The following is a 20063-nucleotide window of genomic DNA, read 5'->3' as shown; positions in this document are numbered from 1 at the left end:
CCTTGATCGAGAAGCTCGCACGGCGCCTGCCGTTCTTCTACGGATGGCTCGTGGTCGGCGTCGTCTTCGTGACGATGGCCATCTGCGTCAACGCACGCACCGCCTTTTCGCTGTTCTTCCCGCCGATCCTCGACGAGTTCGGATGGGAGCGCGGCGTGACCGCCGGCGCGTTCTCGTTCGGTTTCGTGGTGGCCGCCGTGCTCAGCCCGCTGCTGGGCCGGATGATGGACAGGCATGGCCCGCGCGTGGTGATGGAGATCGGCGTCGTGGCCACGGCCGCCGGCCTGCTGCTGGCGACCTTCGTGGGCCAGCCCTGGCATGTGTACGCCACGCTGGGCATGCTGGTGGGCGCGGGCACGACCTTCACCGGCTACAGCGGCCAGGCCCTGTTCCTGCCGAACTGGTTCGTGCGGCGCCGCGGCCTGGCGATGAGCATCGCCTTCGCGGGCGTCGGATTCGGCTCGATCGTGATGCTTCCCGCGCTGCAGGCCTTCGTGGAACGGAACGGCTGGCGTGCGGGGAGCACCTTGCTGGGCGTGACGGTGCTGGTCGTCCTCGTACCGCTCAACCTGCTGCTCCGGCGACGCCCGCAGGAGATCGGCCTCGCACCGGACGGAGACGCCGACACGCCCGCGGCCGCGAAGGCCCGCGTGGCGAACGTGGTCGATGCCGCCTGGGCCTGCATCGACTGGACGCTCGCACGCGCGATGCGCACGGCACGCTTCTGGTGGATCGCGGTGGCGTACTTCGGCGCGCTCTTCTCGTGGTACGCGGTGCAGGTGCACCAGACGCGGTATATCACCGAGATCGGGTTCAGCGCGCAGCAGGCGGCATTGGCGCTGGGCGTGGTGAGCCTGGCGGGCGTGCCGGGGCAGATCGCGCTGGGCTGGCTCTCGGACCGGATCGGACGCGAGATCGTCTGGGCGATCGGCAACCTGGGGTTCTGCATGACCTATGTGGGGCTGCTCCTGCTGCCCTCGTTTCCCAATGTCGGACTGCTCTACGCCATGGTGATCGCGCAAGGCGCGATCGGCTACGGCCTGACGTCCGTGTTCGGCGCCATTCCCGCGGAGATTTTCGAGGGAAAGCAGTACGGGATCATTTTCGGGACGCTGAGCCTCAGCGCGCTGGCGGGCGGCGCGCTGGGGCCGTGGTTCATGGGGTTCGTGCACGATCGCGCCGGGAGCTACACGATCGCCTTCTGGGTGGCGATCGGGTGCTCGGTGCTGTCGGCGTTTGCGATCTGGCGGGCGAAGCCGAGTGGGGTGCGGGTGGTGGCGGGAAGGGTGAGGGTGGTGCAGGCCTAGGGTGGGGCGGCGGGTCGGCGCCAGGCATCACCGCCGCCGCGTGGCCAGCTCGATGGCCTGCCGCATGGCTTCCACCATGCTCCCGTCGTCGGCGATCCCCTTGCCGGCGATGTCGAAGGCCGTGCCGTGGTCGACCGAAGTGCGGATCACGTCCAGCCCCACGGTGACGTTCACGCCCGCCTCCAGGCCCAGTACCTTCACCGGCCCGTGGCCCTGGTCGTGGTACATCGCCACCACCAGGTCGAAGTCACCGCGGCCGGCGCGGAAGAACAGCGTGTCCGCGGGGAGCGGGCCGGTGACGTCCATCCCGCGCTCCTGCAGCAACTTCACGGCCGGAATGATCTTTTCCTCTTCCTCGCCGTAGCCGAACAGGCCGTTCTCGCCCGCATGCGGATTGATGCCGCAGACGCCAATGCGCGGATGTGCGATGCCCGCCTTCACCAGCGTCGCATGGCCGCGTTCGATGGTCCGTTGCACCAGGCCGGGCTCGATCTTCCGGATCGCGTCGAGGATGCCGATGTGCGTGGTGACGTGGATGACGCGCAACCTGGGTGCCACGAGCATCATCGAGACCTCGTCGACGCCCGTCAGGTGCGCCAGCATCTCGGTGTGCCCGGGGTACTTGTGGCCGCCCGCGTGCAGCGCTTCCTTGTTCAGCGGCGCCGTGCAGATCGCGTCGATCTCGCCCGCCTGCGCCAGGGCCGCGGCGCGCTCGATGCAGCGGAAGGCGGCATCGCCGGCGACCGGCGAGATCTGGCCGAAAGGCAGGTCCGCCGGGATCAGCTTCAGGTCGATGCAGTCGATGGTGCCGGGCTCGTACCGCGCCTGCGACGCGTCGGCGATGCTGCGGACCTTCACGTCGCCCTTCACGAGGCGGTTCGCGAGTTCGAGCCGCCTGGCGTCGCCGATCACGAGCGGGCGGCATTCGTCGTACAGCGACCTGCGCGACAGGGTCTTGACGACGACCTCGGGGCCGACGCCCGCGGCATCGCCCATGGTGATTCCGACGACGGGAAGGTAATTGCTCATTGGGGAGTCCGTGACCGGGGAGAACGCAGGCGGGTCCAAGCGTCGTACAGAGTCTCGTCGCTGCCGAAGCCTCCCGCCTTGGTGACTATATAGGGACGATGCGCGTGGCCGCGGGAGGGCATGCCCGCGGCCACGCCGGTCTGGAGTTCGGCCAGCAATTCGACGCTGGCTATGCCCGCCTCGACCAGCATGGCGCGCGCGGTCTCGCCGCCAGTGGCGATGAGCGCGCCGACGCGGGCGAAGTGCGGTCCCACCAGCCTGGCCAGCGCAGTGGCGAACAGCGCGCCTTCGGAGGGGTCGAGCGCCTGCTCGCGGCCGATGCGCAGCAGCAGGTCGGCGCCGGCGACCAACACCTCGCCGATGCGCGCGTGCAGCGATGGCCAGTCGGGATGCGACCGGCCTTGCCGGAGCAGCGACGGCGGCACGACCAGTTCCTGGAAAGCCCCGGACGCACGCAGCACGCGGCACTGCCGATCCGTGACGGCCGACAGGCTCCCGACGAGCACCAGCGTGGGCCCGGAAGCAGGCGCGAGCTCAGGCGCGGCGCGCGCGGGACGCAGCCCCGCGATCTCGCGCGCCAGCCCCGCGGATCCCACCCAGAAGAAGGGCGCCTTGCTGTCAGCGGTGACCTGGGCCAGCGTGCGCAAGGTCTGCTCGAACTGCGCGTCGACGATCAACGCGCCGATCTCGTCGGAGGCAGCAGCCGTGATGCGGGCCGACATCTCTTCGGGTCGGTCGCGCAGCGCATCGGCCTCGAGCCTCGCCGTCTGCAGTCCCGCCTCCTGCAACTGCGCGTCGATCGCCGCTGGCCGATGCGCGTGTTCCAGCTTCCACAGCTCGGTGTCCGCCAGGGCGCGCCCGTCGACATGCACCTGCGCGTCGCGCACCGTGCGGCCCATGGCCGGATACGCCGGAGCCACGATGGCCAGGCCCGCGGGCTGCCGCAGGGCGGCCACCTCCGCGGCCCAGTTGCCGCGCAGCGTGGAGTCGATCTTCTTGTACAGCCTCTGGCCGCGTCGCCGGGCGGCTTCGTAGACCTCGCGCGTTCGCCGTGCCGCCTCGGCGGCCGGCAGGCGCCGCGTGTCCGTATCGAAGGCCAGGATGACGTCGGCTTCCGGGGTCGAAGGCTGCAGCGCCACCACCGTGCGCTGCCCGGTGCGCGCGAACGCGACCGCGCAGTCGGCCGCGCCTGAAAGGTCGTCGGCGATGATCAGGATGTCCATGGGCCCGCCATGCCCCGACTGTAGCTCGCGGGGCATGCCTGATTTCGGCTAACAGCGGCCCTGGGTGCTCTCCTCGGAACCCCGCGAAGAAACGCTGCCTATTGCCGCGCCACCGCGTCGACGAGGCAACATCGCTGATTGCCGTGCTCGGTTCCAGACACTCGGCCGCTGCTGTTGAGGCAGCACGATCCACAGGAACTCAGCCGCGGCGCATCGCTTACCCTGCGCAGTCGACCCGTGACTCCCCGCCGCAGCAGCCGTGCGGACATCACGGGCTCTGCAACCCCATTGAATCGCGAGGTTCCCCCATGAAGATCCTGATGGTTCTCACGTCGCACGACCGGCTCGGCGACACCGGGAAGAAGACCGGCTTCTGGCTCGAGGAGCTGGCCGCGCCCTACTACGTGTTCCAGGATGCCGGCGCCGACATCACGCTCGCCTCGCCGCGGGGCGGCCAGCCTCCCCTCGATCCCAAGAGCGACGAACCCGATGCCCAGACCGACGCGACCCGCCGTTTCCGGAACGACAAGGCGGCGATGCAGGCGCTGGCCTCCACCCGTACGCTGGCGTCGATGCGCGCCGACGACTTTGACGCGGTGTTCTACCCGGGCGGCCACGGCCCCCTGTGGGACCTCGCCGAAAGCCGCGATTCCGCCGCCCTGATCGAAGGTACGCTGGCCGCCGGCAAGCCGGTGGCGGTGGTGTGCCATGCGCCCGGCGTCCTGCGCGATGTCAAGGCGCCCGACGGCGGGCCACTGGTGAGGGGCAAGCGCGTCACGGGCTTCTCCAACACCGAGGAAGCGGCGGTCGGCCTGACCAAGGTGGTGCCGTTCCTGGTGGAGGACATGCTCAAGGCCGCAGGCGGCCTCTACAGCAAGAGCGGCGACTGGCAGTCCCATGTCGTCACCGACGGGCTGCTGGTCACTGGCCAGAACCCGGCCTCGTCGGCGGCGGGCGCCCAGGCGCTGTTGCAGGTCCTGCAGGCGACCCCGGCTCACGCCGCGCGGTAGGCGCGCCGCGGCCTGCGGCAACTCATTGCCGCAGGTTCAGTGCCCCAGGATCTTCGACAGGAAGTCCCGGCTGCGCTCGCTCTGCGGGTTGTTGAAGAAGTCGTGCGGCTTGTTGCGTTCGACGATCTGGCCCTGGTCCATGAAGATGACCGAGTCCGCGACGGCCTTGGCGAAACCCATCTCGTGCGTCACGCACAGCATGGTCATGCCCTGCTCCGCCAGCTCGATCATCACGTCGAGCACTTCCTTGATCATCTCGGGGTCGAGCGCGGAGGTGGGCTCGTCGAACAGCATGATCCTGGGCGTGAGGCACAGCGCCCGCGCGATCGCCACGCGCTGCTGCTGGCCGCCGGACAGCTGCAGCGGGTACTTGGCCGCCTGTTCGGCGATGCGCACGCGTTCGAGCTGCTGCATCGCCTTCTCCTCGGCCTGCTTCTTCGGCAGCTTGCCCACCCACATGGGCGACAGCGTCAGGTTCTCCATGACCGTGAGGTGCGGAAAGAGGTTGAACTGCTGGAACACCATGCCGACCTTGCGGCGCACCTGGTCGATGGCCTTCACGTCGTCGCCCAGCTCGATGCCGTCCACCACGAGGCGCCCCTCCTGGTATTCCTCCAGCGCGTTCACGCAGCGGATCAGCGTGGACTTGCCGGAGCCCGAGGGTCCGCAGATCACGATGCGCTCTCCCTGCGCCACGCTCAGGTCGATGTCGCGCAGGACGTGGAAGTCGTTGCCGTACCACTTGTTGACTTTTTCGAAGCTGATGATGGGATCGGGCATGGGGCTTGCGCGTCAGCGCTGCTTGCTCTGGTTCAGGCGCGCCTCCACCCAGCGGCTGTAGCGCGACATCGCGAAGCACAGGGCGAAGTAGATCAGCGCGATGAAGAAGTAGGCCTGGAGCTTGAACGGCTTCCAGTTGGCATCGCTGTTGAGGGCGATGTCCATCGAGCCCGTCAGCTCGTACAGGCTGACGATGCTGACCAGCGAGGTGTCCTTCAGGATCGAGATGAAGCTGTTCATGATGCTGGGCACCACCATGGCCAGCGCCTGCGGCAGGACGATCTTGCGCTGCGTCTGCCAGTACGACAGCCCGATCGTGGCGGCGGCCTCCACCTGCCCCCTGGGCACGGCCTGCAGGCCGCCGCGGATCACTTCGGCCAGGTAGGCGGCGGCGAAGAGCGTGATGCCCACCAGCACGCGGATCAGCACGTCGATCGTCAGGCCTTGCGGCAGGAACAGCGGGAACATGAACGACGCCATGAACAGCACCGAGATCAGCGGCACGCCGCGGACCAGTTCCACGTAGAGGGTGCACAGGGCGCGGATCGCCGGCAGGTTGGAGCGGCGCCCGAGCGCCACCAGCAGCGCCAGCGGGAACGCCAGGGCGATGGAAAGCGTCGACAGCAGGATCGTCAGCGGCAGGCCGCCCCAGCGGTCGGTGGTCACCTTGCTCATGCCCGCCACGTTGCCGTACATCAGCACGAGGAAGGCCATCAGCACCAGCGCCCACAGGACGGCGAGCCACGGTTTCCAGAACGTGCGCATGCAACTGGCCACCACCAGGCCCATGAGCAGCAGCGTGGCGACCAGGGGGCGCCACTGTTCCTCGTAGGGGAAGCGGCCGAACAGGATCAGGCGGTACTTCTCGGCGATCACCCCCAGCAGGCGCCTTCGCCCTGCGCGGCGCGGCACGCCGCGAGGTCCGGCCGCCACACCGCGCTGAACAGGGTCCAGTCCAGCGCCTGCGGCACCACCCACAGCAGCAGCCCTCCCAGCAGCACGGTGGCCAGCCCGGTGCGCCAGTCGCCGAACAGCTGCCGCCGCAGCCAATCGATGGTGCCCGCGTGGCTGCGCGGCGCCGGGCGCGGGGCGATGGGCTGGAATTGCGCTGCGCTCATGCCACGCGCCTCACCTTTCCTTGATCGCCACGCGGGCGTTGTACCAGTTCATGAGCGCGGAGGTGCCGAGCGACAGCGTGAGGTACACCACCATGATGATGGCGATGCACTCCACGGCCCGGCCCGTCTGGTTCATGGACGTGTTCGCGATGGACACCACGTCGGGATAGCCGATGGCGACGGCCAGCGACGAGTTCTTGGTGAGGTTGAGGTACTGGTTGGTCAGCGGCGGGATGATCACGCGCAGCGCCTGCGGCACCAGCACCAGCCGGATCTCCATGCGGTGGTCCAGCCCCAGGGCCGCGGCGGCTTCGGATTGCCCCTGCGGAACGGCCGCGATGCCGGAGCGCACCACTTCCGCGATGAACGCCGCGGTGTACAGCGACAGCCCCAGCCACAAGGCCAGGAATTCCGGCGTGAGCGCGCCCCCGTTCTCCACCGCGAACTCGCCCTTGCGCGGCACGTCCAGGGCGGTGGGCGCGCCGCCGAGCGTCCACCCGACCAGCGTGGCGAGCACCACGATGGCGAGCGGCGTCCAGAACATGCTGCGGGGCTTGCCCGTGTCTTCGAAGCGCCGCCTGGCCCAGCGCCGATAGCCCCATGCCAGCAGCAGGCCCACGCCCAGGCCCGCGACGCTCCAGGCCTGTCCGGGACTCCACACCGGAACGGGAAAGTTGAGGCCGCCCTTGCTCAGGAAGAAGGGGCCCGCCTTCCATTCCTCGCCCACGCCGGGCAGGAATTCGGTGAGCACCAGGTACCACACCAGCAGTTGCAGCAGCACGGGGATGTTGCGGAAGCACTCGACGTACCCCGCGCACAGGGAGCGCACCAGCAGGTTGCGCGAGAAGCGGCCCACGCCGACCAGCGTGCCGATCACCGTGGCCAGCACGATGCCGGCCACGGCAACCCGCAAGGTGTTGCTCAGGCCGACGGCGAAGCCTTTGAGGTACGACTCGGCGGAGTCGAAGGGAAAGAGGCTTTCGCCGATCGTGAAGCCGGCCTGCTGCCCCAGGAAGTCGAAGCCGCTCTGGATGCCCCGCACGCGCATGTTGTGCAGCGTGTTGGACCAGAGGAACCACGCCAGCGCGGCGATGGCGGCCGCGGCCACCACCTGGTAGACCAGCCCGCGAAAGGCGCGGCTGCGCCAGGACCAGGCGTTCCTCGCGCGCGGGCGTTTCGCCGCCATCAGCCGCTTGCAGGCAGGGTGCTCAGCGCATCGGCAGGGCGTACATCAGCCCGCCCTTGTTCCACTGGCTGTTGACGCCGCGCGGCAGTCCCAGGGCGGACTTCGGGCCGACGTTGCGCTCGAAGATCTCGCCGTAGTTGCCCACCGCCTTGACGGCGCGCGCCATCCAGTCCTTGTCCAGGCCCAGCAGCTTGCCCATGTCCTCGCCGGTGCCGAGCATGCGCTTGACGACCGGGTCCTGGCTGCTGGCCTTGAGCTGGTCGACGTTGGCCTGGGTGACGCCGTATTCCTCGGCCTCGATGAGGCCGTAGATCACCCACTTCACGATCGCGAGCCACTCGTCGTCACCGCGGCGCACCATCGGGCCCAGCGGCTCCTTGGACACCAGGTCCGGCAGGATGACGTGGTCGGCCGGGGTGGTCGCCACCTTGTTGCGGATCGAGGCCAGCCCCGAAGCGTCGGTGGTGTACGAGATGCAGCGGCCGGCGAAGTAGGCGGCGGTCGCCGCTTCCTCCTTCTCGAACACCACCGTCTTGATGTTGAGGTTGTTGGCCTTGGAGAAGTCGGTCAGGTTCTTCTCGGTCGTGGTCCCCGACTGCACGCAGACCGTCTGGTTCTTCAGCTGCTTGGGACTCTTGATGTTGCTCTTCTTGGGGACGATGAAGCCCTGCCCGTCGTAGTAGGTGACCACGGTGCCCTGCAGGCCGAGCGAGGCGTCCCGCGTGAGGGTGAGCGTGGTGTTGCGCGACAGCAGGTCGATCTCGCCCGACTGCAGGGCAGTGAAGCGCTGCTGGGCCGTGAGCGGCACGTACTTCACCTTCTCGGGGTCGCCCAGCACCGCGGCCGCGACGGCCCGGCACATGTCGACGTCCAGGCCCGTCCACTTGCCGGTGGAGTCCGCCGCCGAGAAACCGGCCAGGCCGGTGTGCACGCCGCAGACCACCTGGCCGCGCGACTTGATCCCGTCCAGCGTCTTGCCGGCCCATGCGGGCGATGCACTTATGAGGCCTCCGAGCGCGAGCGTCCAGGCCAGGCATCGGGTGCTGAGTCTCTTCATGGCTTGTCTCCTTGGTTTGATGTTCTCGCGGCGTCGCGCCGCGCCTGCGTGCGCAAGGCCCGGTGCAGAATAACCCAGCTCCAAGCTAGGGAAAACGCTATGACGGACCAGCATCTCGCTCCAGGCCTGTTGCGGCAGGCTGCGCAGGCCATCGCGGCAGCGCGAACCAGCCTGACGCCGCTACCTGCCCTGCCGGAGGGCCTCATGCCGAGGAGCATCGCGGACGGCTACCGGGTCCAGTCGGAAGTCCATCGGCTCCTGGCGAAGGAACTGGGTCCGCCGGTCGGCTACAAGATCGGCTGCACCAGCGATGTCATGCAGAAGTACCTTGCCATTCCGCATCCGTGCGCAGGCGGCGTCCATGCACGCGGAGTGCATCGAAGCGGGGTCGTGCTGGATGCGGCGGGTTTCGTTCGCGTCGGTGTCGAGTGCGAGATCGCGGTCCGCCTGGGCAAGGATCTCGGTCCGGAAGGCGCCCCCTTCACCAGGGATTCCGTGGCGGACAGCATCGAGTGCTACCTGCCGGCGATCGAAATCGTGGACGACCGCTATGCGAAGTGGGAAACGCTGGGCGCGCCGACGCTGATCGCCGACGACTTCTTCGCCGCAGGCATCGTTCTCGGGGAACCGGTCGCGCGCGCCGCGGTCGCGGACCTGGTCGACGTGGAAGGCCGGGCCCTGGTCAATGGCCGGGAGACGGGCCGAGGCACGGGCGCCGATGTCCTCGGCCATCCGCACAATGCATTGGCCTGGCTGGCCAACCACCTGGCGAGTCAAGGCGCCGGGTTGCGTGCAGGCGAGATCGTGATGACCGGCAGCCTGGTCAAGACCCTCTGGCTCCAGGCCGGCGATGAGGCGACGATGGAGTTCTCCGGGCTCGGAAACGTACAGGTCTCGTTCACCTGACCGGCAAGCGTCCACATCTTGATCGATCGTCCGTTCAGAGATCGTCGAGCGGATAGATCGGCCGCCGCACCTTGCGGAACTCCAGTTTCCCGTAATCCGACGTGCACACGCCCGTGCCCGCGCATTCCACCACGGCATGCGCCAGCGAGCGCAGCCCCGCGCGCCAGTGGATCCGGCTCTTGAGCATCAGGAACCGCAGCGTCTCCGGCGCGATGCCCACCGCGGTGAAGGGCGCGATGTCGTGCGGCTCCACGTGGTCGCTGATCACCACCACCTGGATGCCGCCGACCTCGAGCACGCCGCACGGGCCCATGCTGCCCATCTCGCCGGTGGCCATCGGGCCGCGGTTGCGGTACTGCCCGTCGGACAGGCGCCGCACGCGTCCGGTCACCACGCGCGGCGTGCCCTTCAGGCCGATGCCGGGCATGTCCAGCTTGCCGCCCAGCGGCAGCGTGATCGTCGCGCCGATGCCGGCGGCCATCATCTGCTGCACCGCCGCCGGGTCGTAGATCGCGAAGGCGGCCGCATCCGTGAGCCCGGCATCGAGCATCGCGCCCAGCACCGACATGGTGTCCATGGTGCCGCCGGACGCGCAGTTGTCGCTGTGATCCAGCAGGACGACCGGGCCGCTGCCGGGCGGCTTCGCGGCGGCGAGCGCCTGGGCCCGTGCCATGGACTCGGCCAGCGGCTCGATCTTGTAGACGAACTCGGCGCGCCGCTGCCACGCCAGGGTGATGAGCTCGTCGGTCCAGCGGCGCGCGAGCGCCGGGTCGTTGTCGGTGACGACGACGGCCGACAGGCCCGCATCGCGGATGTCCGCGTTGGGAAAACCGACGAAGACGCTGGCGCACAGCGCGCCCTGCGCCTCCATTTCGCGGCAGCGGGCCTGCAGCGTCCGGTTCGGTTCGTCGTCGCTGCCCTGGCGCATCACGTGCGGCAGCATGTCGGCGCGCGCCCAGGCCATGGTGGGCCGTGCGCGCCCCGCGAGCCTGGCGAGCACCGCGCGTCCCGCGCGCAGGCCGGTGCCGTGCATGTCCACGTGCGGGTAGGTCTGGTAGCCGGCGATCACCGTGCTGTTGTCGCCCATGGCGTCGTACAGGTTGGTGTGCATGTCCAGCGCGACGCCGATCGGCACCCGGGGCGCCACCGCGCGGATGCGGCGCAGCAGTTCGCCTTCGCCGTCCTCGTGCGTCTGCGTCACCATGGCGCCGTGCAGGTCCAGCAGGACCGCGTCGCACCCGGCGGCGACCGCCTCGCAGATCAGGCACGCGATGTGCTCGAAGGCCGCATCCTCGACCGGGCCGCTCGGCCAGGCAGCGCCGGCCACGGGCACCACGTACTCCGCGCCGGCGGCTTCGGCGAGCTCGATGAACGCGGCGATCGCCGAGCCGGTGCCGCGATAGGCCGCGACGGCAGCCTCGCCGCGCGGCGGCGCATCGCCCGCGACCGCGAAGCGCTTCAGCGGCGTGGGCACCGGCGAGAAGGTGTTGGTCTCGTGCTTCATCTGGGCGATGACCAGCTTCATGGCGCAGCTCCTTTCGGCGAGATGAGGTTTTTCCGGCTCAGTCGATCTTGATTCCGGCTGCCTTCACCACCGGGCCGTAGCGCGCCAGGTCGCGCGCCATCTCGTCGCGGAACTGCGCGGCGCTGCCCGGCGTGGCTTCGATGCCCAGCACGCGCAGCTTCGCGCGCCTCGGCGTCGTTCAGCACCGCGTTGAGTTCGGTGTTCAGGCGCGCGGCAATCGCCGCCGGCAGTCCCGCGGGCGCGAGCAGCCCGACCCATGAATCGACCACGAAGTCCGGCACGCCCGCTTCGGCGAAGGTGGGGACGTCGGGCAGCGACGAGGAGCGCCGGGCGCTGGAAACGGCCAGCGCGTTGAGCTTGCCGTTCTTGACGAAGCCGTGCGCGCCCGCCACCGCGGTGTAGACCAGCGGGATGCTGCCGCCGACGACGTCGGTCAATGCCTGGCCACCGCCCTTGTAGGGCACGTGCGTCAGGTTGGCGCCGGTGCGCATCTTCAGCAGCTCGCCGGCGATGTGCGGCGTGCCGCCGGTGCCGGAGGTGCCGAAGGACAGGCCGCCCGGCGTGGTCTTCGACGCGGCGATGAGTTCGGCCAGGCTCTTCACCGGCGCGTTCGGGTTCGCCACCAGGATCAGCGTGGCGTTGCCGATCTTGCCGATGGAGGTGAAGTCCTTGAGCGTGTCGAAGGGCAGCTTGGCGAACACGTGCGGGTTGATCACCATGGTCCCGTCGAAGGCCAGCGCCAGCGTGTAGCCGTCGGCGGGCGCCTCCTTCACCAGGGCCATGCCGATGTTGCCGGAGGCGCCCGGCTTGTTGTCCACCACGACGTTCTGCCCGAGCCGGCGGCCCAGGAACTCGGCGACCACGCGCGCGCTGGTGTCGGTCACGCCGCCGGGGGTGAAGGGCACGACCAGGCGGATCGGGCGCGCGGGCCAGGCATCCTGCGCGGTGGCCGGCAAGGGCGCGAGGCCGAGGCAGGCCGCGGCGATCGCGCCGGCGGCGAGCCAGTGGCGGCGTTTGCTGCCGCGGGGGAAGAGGGGCTCGGGGTCATGCTTTGTCTCCTTGTCGTTGATCTGCGGCTGCCCGGGCGTGGGCCGGTCAGCCCGTTTCGGCGTGGCGGCGATCGAAGGCCCAGACTTCCTCGAATCCCATCAGGGTGGTGAGCTCGCTGAAGGGCATGAGCGGCACGGGCATGCCGGCCGAGGAGCCCTGCTGCCGGATCTGCTGGTAGGCCTCGCGCATCGCGTGGGTGGCGGCGAGCAAGGCGGTGACCGGGAAGATCGCGATGCGGTAGCCGATCGCCTCGAGATCGGCATGCGACAGCACCGGCGTGCGGCCGCCTTCGACCATGTTCGCCACCAGCGGCAGGTCCGTGCTGCGGCCGATCTTCTGCATCTCCTCGACCGACTCGGGCGACTCGACGAACAGGATGTCGGCGCCGGCTTCGGCGTAGGCCTCGGCGCGGCGCAGCGCTTCGTCCAGGCCGAGCGCGCTGCGCGCGTCGGTGCGCGCGATGATCAGGAAATCCCGGCTGGTCCTGGCTTCGCAGGCCACGCGGATCTTGCGCACCATGTCCGCCATCGGCACGACGCGGCGGCCCGGCGTGTGGCCGCACTTCTTGGGGAACTCCTGGTCTTCCAACTGGATGGCCGCCGCGCCCGCGTCTTCGTAGCCGCGCACGGTGTGGGCCACGTTCAGCAGCCCGCCGTAGCCGGTGTCGCCATCGGCAATCAGCGGCGCCCGCGCCATCGATGCCATGAGGCGCACGCGCTGGACCATGTCGGTGTAGGTGGCGATGCCCGCGTCGGGCAGGCCCAGGTGGCTGGCGACGGTGCCGAAGCCCGTCATGTAGAGCGCGTCGAAGCCGAAGGTGTCGGCCAGGCGCAGCGACACCATGTCGTACACGCCGGGCGCGACCACGAGGCCGGGCTGGCGCAGGCGCTGGGCGAGGGAAGGTCGGGAATGGGAGGCAGCGGACATGCGGCATTCTGCAGTGGCCCGTGACCCGGGGGCAACGGAGCATTCCCGCGGCCGCGGAGCTGCCGCCCGATCACCCCGGCCGCAACTCCGGCAGGCGATGCAGCCCGTTCATGCTCGACGCCAGGATGATCCCGGCCTGCAGCACGAAGCCGGCCAGCGCCAGCCACAGGCAGGCCGGCTCGCCCCACAGCCCGCCGACGACGGCGCCGAGGGCGGCGCCCACCGGCCGGGCGCCGGCATTCACGGTGAGGAACACCGAGCCCACGCGTCCCAGCATCGCGCCCGGCGTGATCGCCTGGCGCAGTGTCGTCGTCGTGATGGTCCAGACGATGGGTCCGGCCCCGAACAGGAAGAAGGACAGGCCGGCGAGGATGCCGCTCGGCACGGCCAGCGTCGCCACCATCGCCACGATGGCCAGGACCGACACGGCCGGCCCCAGCTGGATCGCGCGCCCGAAAGGCAGGGCCGCCGTCACGCGCGGCGCGAACAGGGCGCCCACCACCATGCCGGCGCCATAGCAGCCCAGCGTGGCGCCCACGGCCTGCGCCGACAACCCGAGCATGCGCACCGCATACGGCACGTACGCTGCCTGCAGCACGAACCACGCGATGTTCCAGGCGATGCCGGTCAGCAGGATGGGCCGCAGCAAGGCATCGTGCCAGGCGAAGCGCGCGCCCTCGCGGATCTCGACCAGCGCGTGGCGGGCCGGCGCGGGCGCGCGCGCCGGCTCCGAGAGGCGCCAGAGGAGGGCCACCGCCGCGACCGAAAGCACAGTGGCCAGCACGAACGCGGACGCCGCACCGGTCCACGCGACCAGGGCACCGGCGAGCGCGGGGCCGCCCGCGTAGGCCGCGCTGCGCGCGCGCGAGCTCCAGCCGGCCGTTCGCGCGGGCGTGCAGTTCGCGCGGTACCAGCGCGGGCACGAGGGCAGGGGCCGCCACCGTGAAGCCGACCGTCCCCAGCGCGCCGATGAAACCCAGCACGGCCAGTCCGGCCAGGCTGGTGCTGCCGGACGCCACCATCAGCAGCAGCAGGAGCAGGGAGAGCGCGCGCACTGCCTCGGACGCCAGCATCACCTGCCGGCGCGGCATCCGGTCGGCGAGCAGGCCCATCGGGATGGACAGCAGCAGGAAGGGCAGGGTCTGCATGGCCCCGAGCAGCCCGATGTCGCCCGCCCCCGAGCCGAGCACGAGCACGGCCACCAGCGGCACGGCCGCCAGGCTCAGTTGCTCCGCGGATTGCGCGCCCAGGTTGGCGCCCGCGAGCAGCCGGAAAGCGTGGGGAGCCTGTTCGCCATGCCCGGCATCATGCCGGTTCGCAGGAACGGCGCGCGCCGCTTCCGGACATCCGTTTCGCCCTTGCTACGAGTGCTGCAAGTCGTCGGTGAAGACCTGCTCCGCCACGTTGTCCACCAGCACCGGGCTGTCGAAGTAGGTGACGATGGGATCGGTGCGGTACTTGCCCCGCACGAAGGCGCGCCACGCTTCCGTGTACAGCGCCTGCGCGTCCGCCTTCGAGTTCCAGAGGTACACGCCGCCCGCGGTCGTGCCGTCCTCGGAAAGCAGGTAGTGCTTCTTCAACAGGCCCGGTACGCCGCGGTAGGTCGGCGCGGTGCTCAGGAAGATGCTGCGGGCCTGCTCGCGCGTGATCGGCTCCGGCAACCTGAAGGAAGTGATGGCGATGATCATGGGGACCTCCGGCTGGCCGCATTGTCGGCCGCACCGAAAACCCCTCCCATGACATTGGTGGGGGCGACTGATGCGCAGGCTTCATCAATCCCGCGGCGTCTCCCCCGATCCCAGGTCCCAGTACAGGCCCGTCATCACCTCCAGCCCTTCCCGCAGCAGCTCCGGCGGCAGGTGCTCGTTGGGCGCGTGCTGCGAGCAGCCGGCGTACGAATGCGGCACCCAGATCGTGCGCAGGCCCAGCACGTCGGTGAAGATGTCGTTGGGCAGCGAGCCGCCCAGGTTGGGCAGCACCGCGGGCTTCTTGCCGGTGGTGCGGGCCAGCGAGGCCACGGCCCATTGCACCCAGGCGTCGTCGGGGTCGATGCGGGTGGCGCTGAAGAAGGTTTCGCGCGTGGTCTCCAGCTTCACCATGCCGAAGCCGTGGCGATCGAGGTGGCGGCGCAGCGCCGGCAGGATGTGCTCGGGATCCACGCCGACCACGAAGCGCAGCTGGCAGCGCGCCCAGGCCCGCGGCGGGATGGCGTTGACCGGCGTGTCGGGATTGCCCGTCTTGTAGGCCAGCACTTCGAAGCTGCTCCAGCCGAACACGCGCTCGGCGGGCGTGAGGCCCGGTTCGCCCCACCAGGGCTCGACCTGCGGGCCGTCCGATCCGCCGTCGACTTCGCAGTCGGCCAGCACGCGCCGCACCGACGCGGGCAGTTCCTTCGGCACCCACTCGGGGATGCGGATCTGGCCGGTGGGCGAGGTGATGCTGGCGATCGCGTGCGCGAGCTGGATGCCGGGGTTGGAGATCAGGCCGCCCCAGTTGCCCGAGTGGTGGCCGCCGGCGCGCGCCTCGATGCTCAGGTCGAAGTTCATGCTGCCGCGCGAGCCGAGGAACACGGTGGGCCGCTCGGCGCGCAGCCGCGGTCCGTCGGAGGCGATCAGCAGGTCGGCCTTCAGCGCGCCGCGCTGCTCGGTGCACAGCTCGCGCAGGCCCGGCGAGCCGGTCTCCTCGCCCATCTCGACGAGGAACTTCGCGTTGAAGCCGAGCTTGCCGCGCGTGGCGATCACGTGCCGCATCGCTTCCATGTTGATGCTGTGCTGCCCCTTGTTGTCGGCGATGCCGCGGCCGTACCAGCGGCCCTCGCGCTCGGTCAGCTTCCAGGGCGACAGGCCTTCGTGCCATTCGCGGTCCAGGCCGCGGATCACGTCGCCATGGCCGTAACCGAGCACGGTGGGCGCGCCCGGAGACTCGATCCGCTCGGCGAGCAGGAAGGGCGCCTTCGCCTTCGCATGTTCGAGCACGCGGCAGGTGAATCCCATGGCCTCGAACGCAGGCCCGATCTCTCCGTCCAGGTACTGGCGCAGCGCCGCGCCGCGTTCCGGGTTCTGGCTTTCGGTGGGCACCGCGACGCGGCGCGCGAGCATGGCGCGGAACTCGCCCTGGTCGAAGCTGCTGCGGGCGCGGGCAATGGCGGCGTCGCGGGATGTCATGGGGTGGTTTCCGGTTGGGAGTACAGGTGGCAGGCGACCTGCGTGCCGCCGCTGGCGAGCAGCCGGGGCAGGGTGTGGTCGCAGCCTTCGAAGCGGCGCGGGCAGCGCGGATGGAAAGTACAGCCCGCAGGCGGATTCAGCGGATCGGGGAAGGCGAGGCCCAGGCCGGTGTCCGGAATGCCCAGCGAGGTGTCGGGCGTGAGCACCGAGGCCAGCAGGGCCTGCGTGTACGGATGCTGCGGCCGCGCGAACAGCGTGCGCGTGTCGGCGAACTCCACCACGCGCCCGAGGTACATCACGGCCAGTTTGGTCGCGATGTGCTCCACCACCGCCAGGTTGTGGCTGATGAACACGTAGGTGAGCTTGAACTCCTGCCGCAGGTCCAGCAGCAGGTTGAGGATTTGCGCCTGCACCGACACGTCGAGCGCCGACGTCGGCTCGTCGCAGACGACGATCTCCGGCTTCATCACCAGCGCGCGCGCGATCGCCACGCGCTGCCGCTGCCCGCCGGACAGCTGCCCCGGCGTCAGGTCGGCGTAGCGCGCCGGCAGGCCGACGCGTTCCAGCATGTCGATGGCCTGGGCGCGCCGCTGCGCCCGGGTGCCGATGGCGTGCACCTCCAGCGGGAAGGCGACGATGGACGCCACGGTGCGCCGCGGGTTGAGCGAGGAATACGGATCCTGGAACACGGGCTGGATGCGCCGCGCCACGGCCTTGCGGTCCAGCGCCGCGATGTCCTGCCCTTCGAGGAAGATGTGGCCGGCCGTCGGCGGCGTCAGCCCGAGCAGCATGCGCGCCAGCGTGGACTTGCCGCAGCCGGATTCGCCGACGATGCCGAGCACGTCGCCGCGCTCGACGCTGATGTCCACACCGTTGACGGCGTGCAGCAGCCGGCGCGCGCGGAACATGCCGGCGTTGACGCTGAAGGAGCGCTGCAGCGCCTCGACGCGCAGGAGGGCACTCATGCCGGCACCGCCTCGAGGTCGATCACGCAGCGCCAGCGGCGGCCGGCGCCGCCGTCGCGCAGTTCGATGGCCTGCGTGCAGGCCGCCTGTGCGTGCGGGCAGCGCTCGCGGAAGCTGCAGCCGCGCAACTCGCCGGCCAGCGGGGGCACCACGCCGGGGATGCTGCCGAGCCGGCTGCCCGGCATGGTCCGGCCGGGCACCGGGATGCATTCCAGCAGGCCGCGCGTGTAGGGATGGCGCGGGCGCTCGAAGATCTCCTGCGCGCTGCCTTCCTCCACGACCTGGCCCGCATACATCACGGCCACGCGGTCGGCGATGCGGGCCACCACGCCGAGGTCGTGCGTGATCAGCACCATCGCGATCCCCAGCTCCTTTTGCAGGTCGGCCAGCAGGCGCAGGATCTGCGCCTGGATGGTGACGTCGAGCGCAGTGCTCGGCTCGTCGGCGATCAGCAGCTCGGGCCCGCACATCAGCGCCATCGCGATCATCACGCGCTGGCGCAGCCCGCCGGACAGCTGGTGCGGGTACTGCCGCAGCCGCTCGCCGGCCGAGGCGATGCCCACCTTCTGCAGCAGCTCGATGGCGCGCTCGCGCGCCTGCGCCGCACTGGCGCCGCGGTGGTGGCGGTAGTGCTCCATCAGTTGCTCGCCGATCGTGTACGCGGGGTTGAGCGCCGTCATCGGCTCCTGGAACACCATGGCCATGCGGTCGCCGCGCAGCACGTTGATGCGTTTCGGGTCGGCGCGCGTGAGGTCCTCGCCGAGGAAGTTCATCGCGCGTGCCTTGCGCACGGCGGCCCGCGGCAGCAGGCCCATGAGCGCCAGCGAGGTCATGGACTTGCCGCAGCCGGACTCGCCGACGATGCACAGGGTCTCGCCGCGGCGCACCTGGAAGGACACGTCGCGCACGGGATGCACCACGCCCGAACCCGTGGGGATGTCCACGTGCAGGCCCTGCACGTCGAGGACGACGCTGGCGTCAGCTGCGCTCATGGGGCATGAACACCTGGTGCAGGCCGTCGCCGGCCAGGTTGATCGCGAAGATCAGCAGCGCCAGCGCGCTGCCCGGGATGGCGATCAGCCAGAAGGAGAAGAACATGTAGGCCTTGGCTTCGGAGATCATCAGGCCCCAGGACGGCAGCGGCGGCTGCACGCCCAGGCCCAGGAAGGACAGCGAGGCTTCCAGCAGGATCGCGCTGGCGGCTTCCAGCGAGGCCACCACGATCAGGTGCGGCAACACGTTGGGCAGCACTTCGCTGCGGATGATGCGCGCCGTCGATGCGCCGGCGGCCTGCGCCGCGGCGACGTATTCCAGCGAACGCACCTGCTGCGTCGCGCTGCGCATGACCACGGCGAAGCGGTCCCACTTGAGCAGCCCCAGCACCAGGATCACGACCCACAGCGAGCCGCCGACCAGCGCCACGGTGGCCAGCGCCACCAGGATCACCGGCATGGACAGGCGCGTGGTCACGATGAAGGACACCAGCATGTCGGTCCGGCCGCCGAAGTAGCCGGCCAGCAGGCCCATGGTGGTGCCGATCACGCCGGAGATCAGCGCCACGCTCACGCCGATCAGCAGCGAGATGCGGGCGCCGTGGATCAGGCGCGAGAGGTAGTCGCGCCCTAGCGCGTCGGTTCCCAGCGGATGGGCCCAGCTGCCTTGCGCGGCCCAGGCCGGCGGAACCGTGCGGTTCGCGAGGTCCTGCACGTAGGGGTCGTGGGGGCTGAACAGCGGCGCGAAGATCGCCAGCAGCACGATCGCCAGCAGGATGCCGCCGCCGACCACCAGCGCCTTGTTGCGGAAGAAGCGCCGCAGCGCCGACGGCGGCACGGGCGCCGCCTGCAGTTCCGGCAGCGCGTCGACGGCGATGGGGAGTTGCGCCGACATCAGGCCACCCGGATGCGCGGGTCGAGCCACGCGTTCGCGACATCGGCCGCCAGCGTGAGCACGACGTAGATCACCGACAGCAGCAGCACGATCACCTGCATCACCGGGAAGTCCTTGTTGCTGATGCTCTGGTAGGCGAGGTAGCCCAGGCCGTCGAGCGCGAAGATGGTCTCGATCACCACCGAGCCCCCGAGCAGGAAGCCCAGCTGCACGGCCGCCAGGGCCACCACCGGCACGATCGCGTTGCGCAGCGCGTGCTTGAAGACCACGGTGGCCGGCGGCAGGCCCTGGCGCGCGCCGTGCGGATGTAGTCGGCATCCAGCACCTCGATCATGCCGGCGCGGATCAGCCGCATGAACGCGGGCGCCGCGTAGTAGCCCAGGGCCAGCGCCGGCATCACGAAGTGCTGCCAGGTGCCGCTGCCCGACACCGGCAGCACGCGCCAGGTGATGGAGAACAGCATGATCAGCAGCAGCGCGAAGAAGAAGTTGGGCAGGGCCTGGCCGAGCACCGCGACGGCGAGGCACAGCCGGTCGATCCAGCTCTGGCGGTAGATCGCGGCCAGCACGCCCAGCGGCACCGAGATCGCCAGCGCCACGGCGATCGCGGCGGCGCCCAGGATCAGGGTCGTGCCCAGCTTCTGCGCCACCAGCGGCGCCACCTCGGTCTTGAAGTACACCGAGGTCCCGAGGTCGCCGCGCAGCAGCTTGCCCAGCCACTCCGCGTACTGCACGGCGATCGGGCGGTCGAAGCCGTAGGTCTTGCGCACCATCTCGATATCCGCCGCGCGCGCGCCCTCGCCGGCCAGCGCCACGGCGGGATCGCCCGAGACGAAGACCAGCAGGTAGGCGATGAACGAGACGGTGAGCGCCACGAGCACGGCCAGCCCGAGGCGCTTGAGGATGTAGAACAGCATCGGCCGCTTTCGC

The 20063-nt window shown here is 70.0% G+C and carries 18 protein-coding genes and 2 pseudogenes; 3 read left to right on the top strand and 17 right to left on the bottom strand.

The window, feature by feature from the left end:
• Positions 1 to 2: 2 nt before the first annotated feature.
• Positions 3 to 1307 (top strand): MFS transporter, encoded by a 1305-nt coding sequence (locus HK415_RS23060; protein ID WP_216370084.1) that lies wholly within the window; start codon positions 3 to 5, stop codon positions 1305 to 1307.
• Between the two features lie 27 nt (positions 1308 to 1334).
• Here the strand turns inward: HK415_RS23060 and pdxA are convergent, their stop codons facing one another.
• A complete protein-coding gene (gene pdxA, locus HK415_RS23055; protein WP_171563725.1) occupies positions 1335 to 2336 on the bottom strand; it encodes a 4-hydroxythreonine-4-phosphate dehydrogenase PdxA in 1002 nt (333 codons plus the stop codon).
• A complete protein-coding gene (locus HK415_RS23050; protein ID WP_171563724.1) occupies positions 2333 to 3559 on the bottom strand; it encodes a four-carbon acid sugar kinase family protein in 1227 nt (408 codons plus the stop codon). Before HK415_RS23050 ends, pdxA begins: the two co-directional genes overlap by 4 nt.
• Before the next feature lie 308 nt (positions 3560 to 3867).
• On the opposite strand from HK415_RS23050, the gene HK415_RS23045 reads away from it, so the two are divergent.
• On the top strand, positions 3868 to 4569 hold the full coding sequence (locus HK415_RS23045) for a type 1 glutamine amidotransferase domain-containing protein (protein ID WP_171563723.1): 702 nt from the start codon (positions 3868 to 3870) through the stop codon (positions 4567 to 4569).
• Positions 4570 to 4605: 36 nt separating this feature from the next.
• Here the strand turns inward: HK415_RS23045 and HK415_RS23040 are convergent, their stop codons facing one another.
• The 5 genes from HK415_RS23040 to HK415_RS23025 are packed head-to-tail and all read right to left on the bottom strand — an operon-like array spanning position 4606 to position 8710.
• The gene (locus tag HK415_RS23040) at positions 4606 to 5349 is read right to left on the bottom strand and encodes an amino acid ABC transporter ATP-binding protein (RefSeq protein WP_171563722.1); all 744 of its coding nucleotides are present in this window, start codon (positions 5347 to 5349) and stop codon (positions 4606 to 4608) included.
• A gap of 12 nt (positions 5350 to 5361) precedes the next feature.
• Positions 5362 to 6225: an amino acid ABC transporter permease gene (locus HK415_RS23035; RefSeq protein ID WP_309246881.1), complete on the bottom strand. Its 864-nt coding sequence runs from the start codon at positions 6223 to 6225 to the stop codon at positions 5362 to 5364.
• Complete coding sequence (locus HK415_RS26725) at positions 6222 to 6467, bottom strand: hypothetical protein (protein WP_309246880.1); 246 nt, start codon at positions 6465 to 6467, stop codon at positions 6222 to 6224. The genes HK415_RS23035 and HK415_RS26725 overlap by 4 nt, the downstream gene beginning before the upstream one ends.
• Before the next feature lie 10 nt (positions 6468 to 6477).
• Positions 6478 to 7653 carry an amino acid ABC transporter permease gene (locus tag HK415_RS23030; RefSeq protein WP_171563721.1) on the bottom strand — a complete coding sequence of 392 codons (1176 nt, stop codon included), beginning with the start codon at positions 7651 to 7653 and terminating at the stop codon, positions 6478 to 6480.
• Positions 7654 to 7675: 22 nt separating this feature from the next.
• Complete coding sequence (locus HK415_RS23025) at positions 7676 to 8710, bottom strand: amino acid ABC transporter substrate-binding protein (protein ID WP_171563720.1); 1035 nt, start codon at positions 8708 to 8710, stop codon at positions 7676 to 7678.
• Positions 8711 to 8809: 99 nt separating this feature from the next.
• On the opposite strand from HK415_RS23025, the gene HK415_RS23020 reads away from it, so the two are divergent.
• Positions 8810 to 9616: a 2-keto-4-pentenoate hydratase gene (locus HK415_RS23020; protein WP_171563719.1), complete on the top strand. Its 807-nt coding sequence runs from the start codon at positions 8810 to 8812 to the stop codon at positions 9614 to 9616.
• Between the two features lie 34 nt (positions 9617 to 9650).
• Here HK415_RS23020 and HK415_RS23015 read toward each other — a convergent pair whose 3' ends face one another.
• From HK415_RS23015 to HK415_RS22970, 10 genes and pseudogenes are all read right to left on the bottom strand, one after another.
• Complete coding sequence (locus tag HK415_RS23015; RefSeq protein ID WP_171563718.1) at positions 9651 to 11141, bottom strand: M81 family metallopeptidase; 1491 nt, start codon at positions 11139 to 11141, stop codon at positions 9651 to 9653.
• Positions 11138 to 11959 carry a tripartite tricarboxylate transporter substrate-binding protein gene (locus tag HK415_RS23010; protein ID WP_373684674.1) on the bottom strand — a complete coding sequence of 274 codons (822 nt, stop codon included), beginning with the start codon at positions 11957 to 11959 and terminating at the stop codon, positions 11138 to 11140. Before HK415_RS23010 ends, HK415_RS23015 begins: the two co-directional genes overlap by 4 nt.
• 277 nt (positions 11960 to 12236) lie before the next feature.
• The gene (locus HK415_RS23005) at positions 12237 to 13118 is read right to left on the bottom strand and encodes an isocitrate lyase/PEP mutase family protein (protein WP_171563717.1); all 882 of its coding nucleotides are present in this window, start codon (positions 13116 to 13118) and stop codon (positions 12237 to 12239) included.
• Positions 13119 to 13188: 70 nt separating this feature from the next.
• Positions 13189 to 14386 (bottom strand): annotated as a pseudogene (locus HK415_RS23000) (MFS transporter).
• Positions 14387 to 14479: 93 nt separating this feature from the next.
• A complete protein-coding gene (locus HK415_RS22995) occupies positions 14480 to 14806 on the bottom strand; it encodes a YdhR family protein (protein ID WP_171563716.1) in 327 nt (108 codons plus the stop codon).
• 84 nt (positions 14807 to 14890) lie between these two features.
• The gene (locus tag HK415_RS22990; RefSeq protein ID WP_171563715.1) at positions 14891 to 16282 is read right to left on the bottom strand and encodes a M20 family metallopeptidase; all 1392 of its coding nucleotides are present in this window, start codon (positions 16280 to 16282) and stop codon (positions 14891 to 14893) included.
• The gene (locus HK415_RS22985; protein ID WP_171563714.1) at positions 16279 to 17247 is read right to left on the bottom strand and encodes an ABC transporter ATP-binding protein; all 969 of its coding nucleotides are present in this window, start codon (positions 17245 to 17247) and stop codon (positions 16279 to 16281) included. Before HK415_RS22985 ends, HK415_RS22990 begins: the two co-directional genes overlap by 4 nt.
• Complete coding sequence (locus HK415_RS22980; RefSeq protein ID WP_171563713.1) at positions 17244 to 18239, bottom strand: ABC transporter ATP-binding protein; 996 nt, start codon at positions 18237 to 18239, stop codon at positions 17244 to 17246. The genes HK415_RS22985 and HK415_RS22980 overlap by 4 nt, the downstream gene beginning before the upstream one ends.
• Positions 18226 to 19134 carry an ABC transporter permease gene (locus HK415_RS22975; protein WP_171563712.1) on the bottom strand — a complete coding sequence of 303 codons (909 nt, stop codon included), beginning with the start codon at positions 19132 to 19134 and terminating at the stop codon, positions 18226 to 18228. The genes HK415_RS22980 and HK415_RS22975 overlap by 14 nt, the downstream gene beginning before the upstream one ends.
• Positions 19134 to 20050 (bottom strand): annotated as a pseudogene (locus tag HK415_RS22970) (ABC transporter permease). Before HK415_RS22970 ends, HK415_RS22975 begins: the two are co-directional and overlap by 1 nt.
• Positions 20051 to 20063 lie beyond the last annotated feature (13 nt).

This window comes from Ramlibacter montanisoli (assembly GCF_013087525.1).
Taxonomy (GTDB): domain Bacteria; phylum Pseudomonadota; class Gammaproteobacteria; order Burkholderiales; family Burkholderiaceae_C; genus Ramlibacter; species Ramlibacter montanisoli.
The sequence above is the reverse complement of the archived record's forward strand: the minus strand, read 5'-3'. Positions and strand labels throughout refer to the sequence as shown.

Bases quoted from the DNA above. Each gene is read 5' to 3' on its own strand.
- pdxA (WP_171563725.1), bottom strand. From the start codon at position 2,336: ATGAGCAATTACCTTCCCGTCGTCGGAATCACCATGGGCGATGCCGCG.
- HK415_RS23050 (WP_171563724.1), bottom strand. From the start codon at position 3,559: ATGGACATCCTGATCATCGCCGACGACCTTTCAGGCGCGGCCGACTGC.
- HK415_RS23045 (WP_171563723.1), top strand. From the start codon at position 3,868: ATGAAGATCCTGATGGTTCTCACGTCGCACGACCGGCTCGGCGACACC.
- HK415_RS23040 (WP_171563722.1), bottom strand. From the start codon at position 5,349: ATGCCCGATCCCATCATCAGCTTCGAAAAAGTCAACAAGTGGTACGGC.
- HK415_RS26725 (WP_309246880.1), bottom strand. From the start codon at position 6,467: ATGAGCGCAGCGCAATTCCAGCCCATCGCCCCGCGCCCGGCGCCGCGC.
- HK415_RS23030 (WP_171563721.1), bottom strand. From the start codon at position 7,653: ATGGCGGCGAAACGCCCGCGCGCGAGGAACGCCTGGTCCTGGCGCAGC.
- HK415_RS23025 (WP_171563720.1), bottom strand. From the start codon at position 8,710: ATGAAGAGACTCAGCACCCGATGCCTGGCCTGGACGCTCGCGCTCGGA.
- HK415_RS23020 (WP_171563719.1), top strand. From the start codon at position 8,810: ATGACGGACCAGCATCTCGCTCCAGGCCTGTTGCGGCAGGCTGCGCAG.
- HK415_RS23015 (WP_171563718.1), bottom strand. From the start codon at position 11,141: ATGAAGCTGGTCATCGCCCAGATGAAGCACGAGACCAACACCTTCTCG.
- HK415_RS23005 (WP_171563717.1), bottom strand. From the start codon at position 13,118: ATGTCCGCTGCCTCCCATTCCCGACCTTCCCTCGCCCAGCGCCTGCGC.
- HK415_RS22995 (WP_171563716.1), bottom strand. From the start codon at position 14,806: ATGATCATCGCCATCACTTCCTTCAGGTTGCCGGAGCCGATCACGCGC.
- HK415_RS22990 (WP_171563715.1), bottom strand. From the start codon at position 16,282: ATGACATCCCGCGACGCCGCCATTGCCCGCGCCCGCAGCAGCTTCGAC.
- HK415_RS22985 (WP_171563714.1), bottom strand. From the start codon at position 17,247: ATGAGTGCCCTCCTGCGCGTCGAGGCGCTGCAGCGCTCCTTCAGCGTC.
- HK415_RS22980 (WP_171563713.1), bottom strand. From the start codon at position 18,239: ATGAGCGCAGCTGACGCCAGCGTCGTCCTCGACGTGCAGGGCCTGCAC.
- HK415_RS22975 (WP_171563712.1), bottom strand. From the start codon at position 19,134: ATGTCGGCGCAACTCCCCATCGCCGTCGACGCGCTGCCGGAACTGCAG.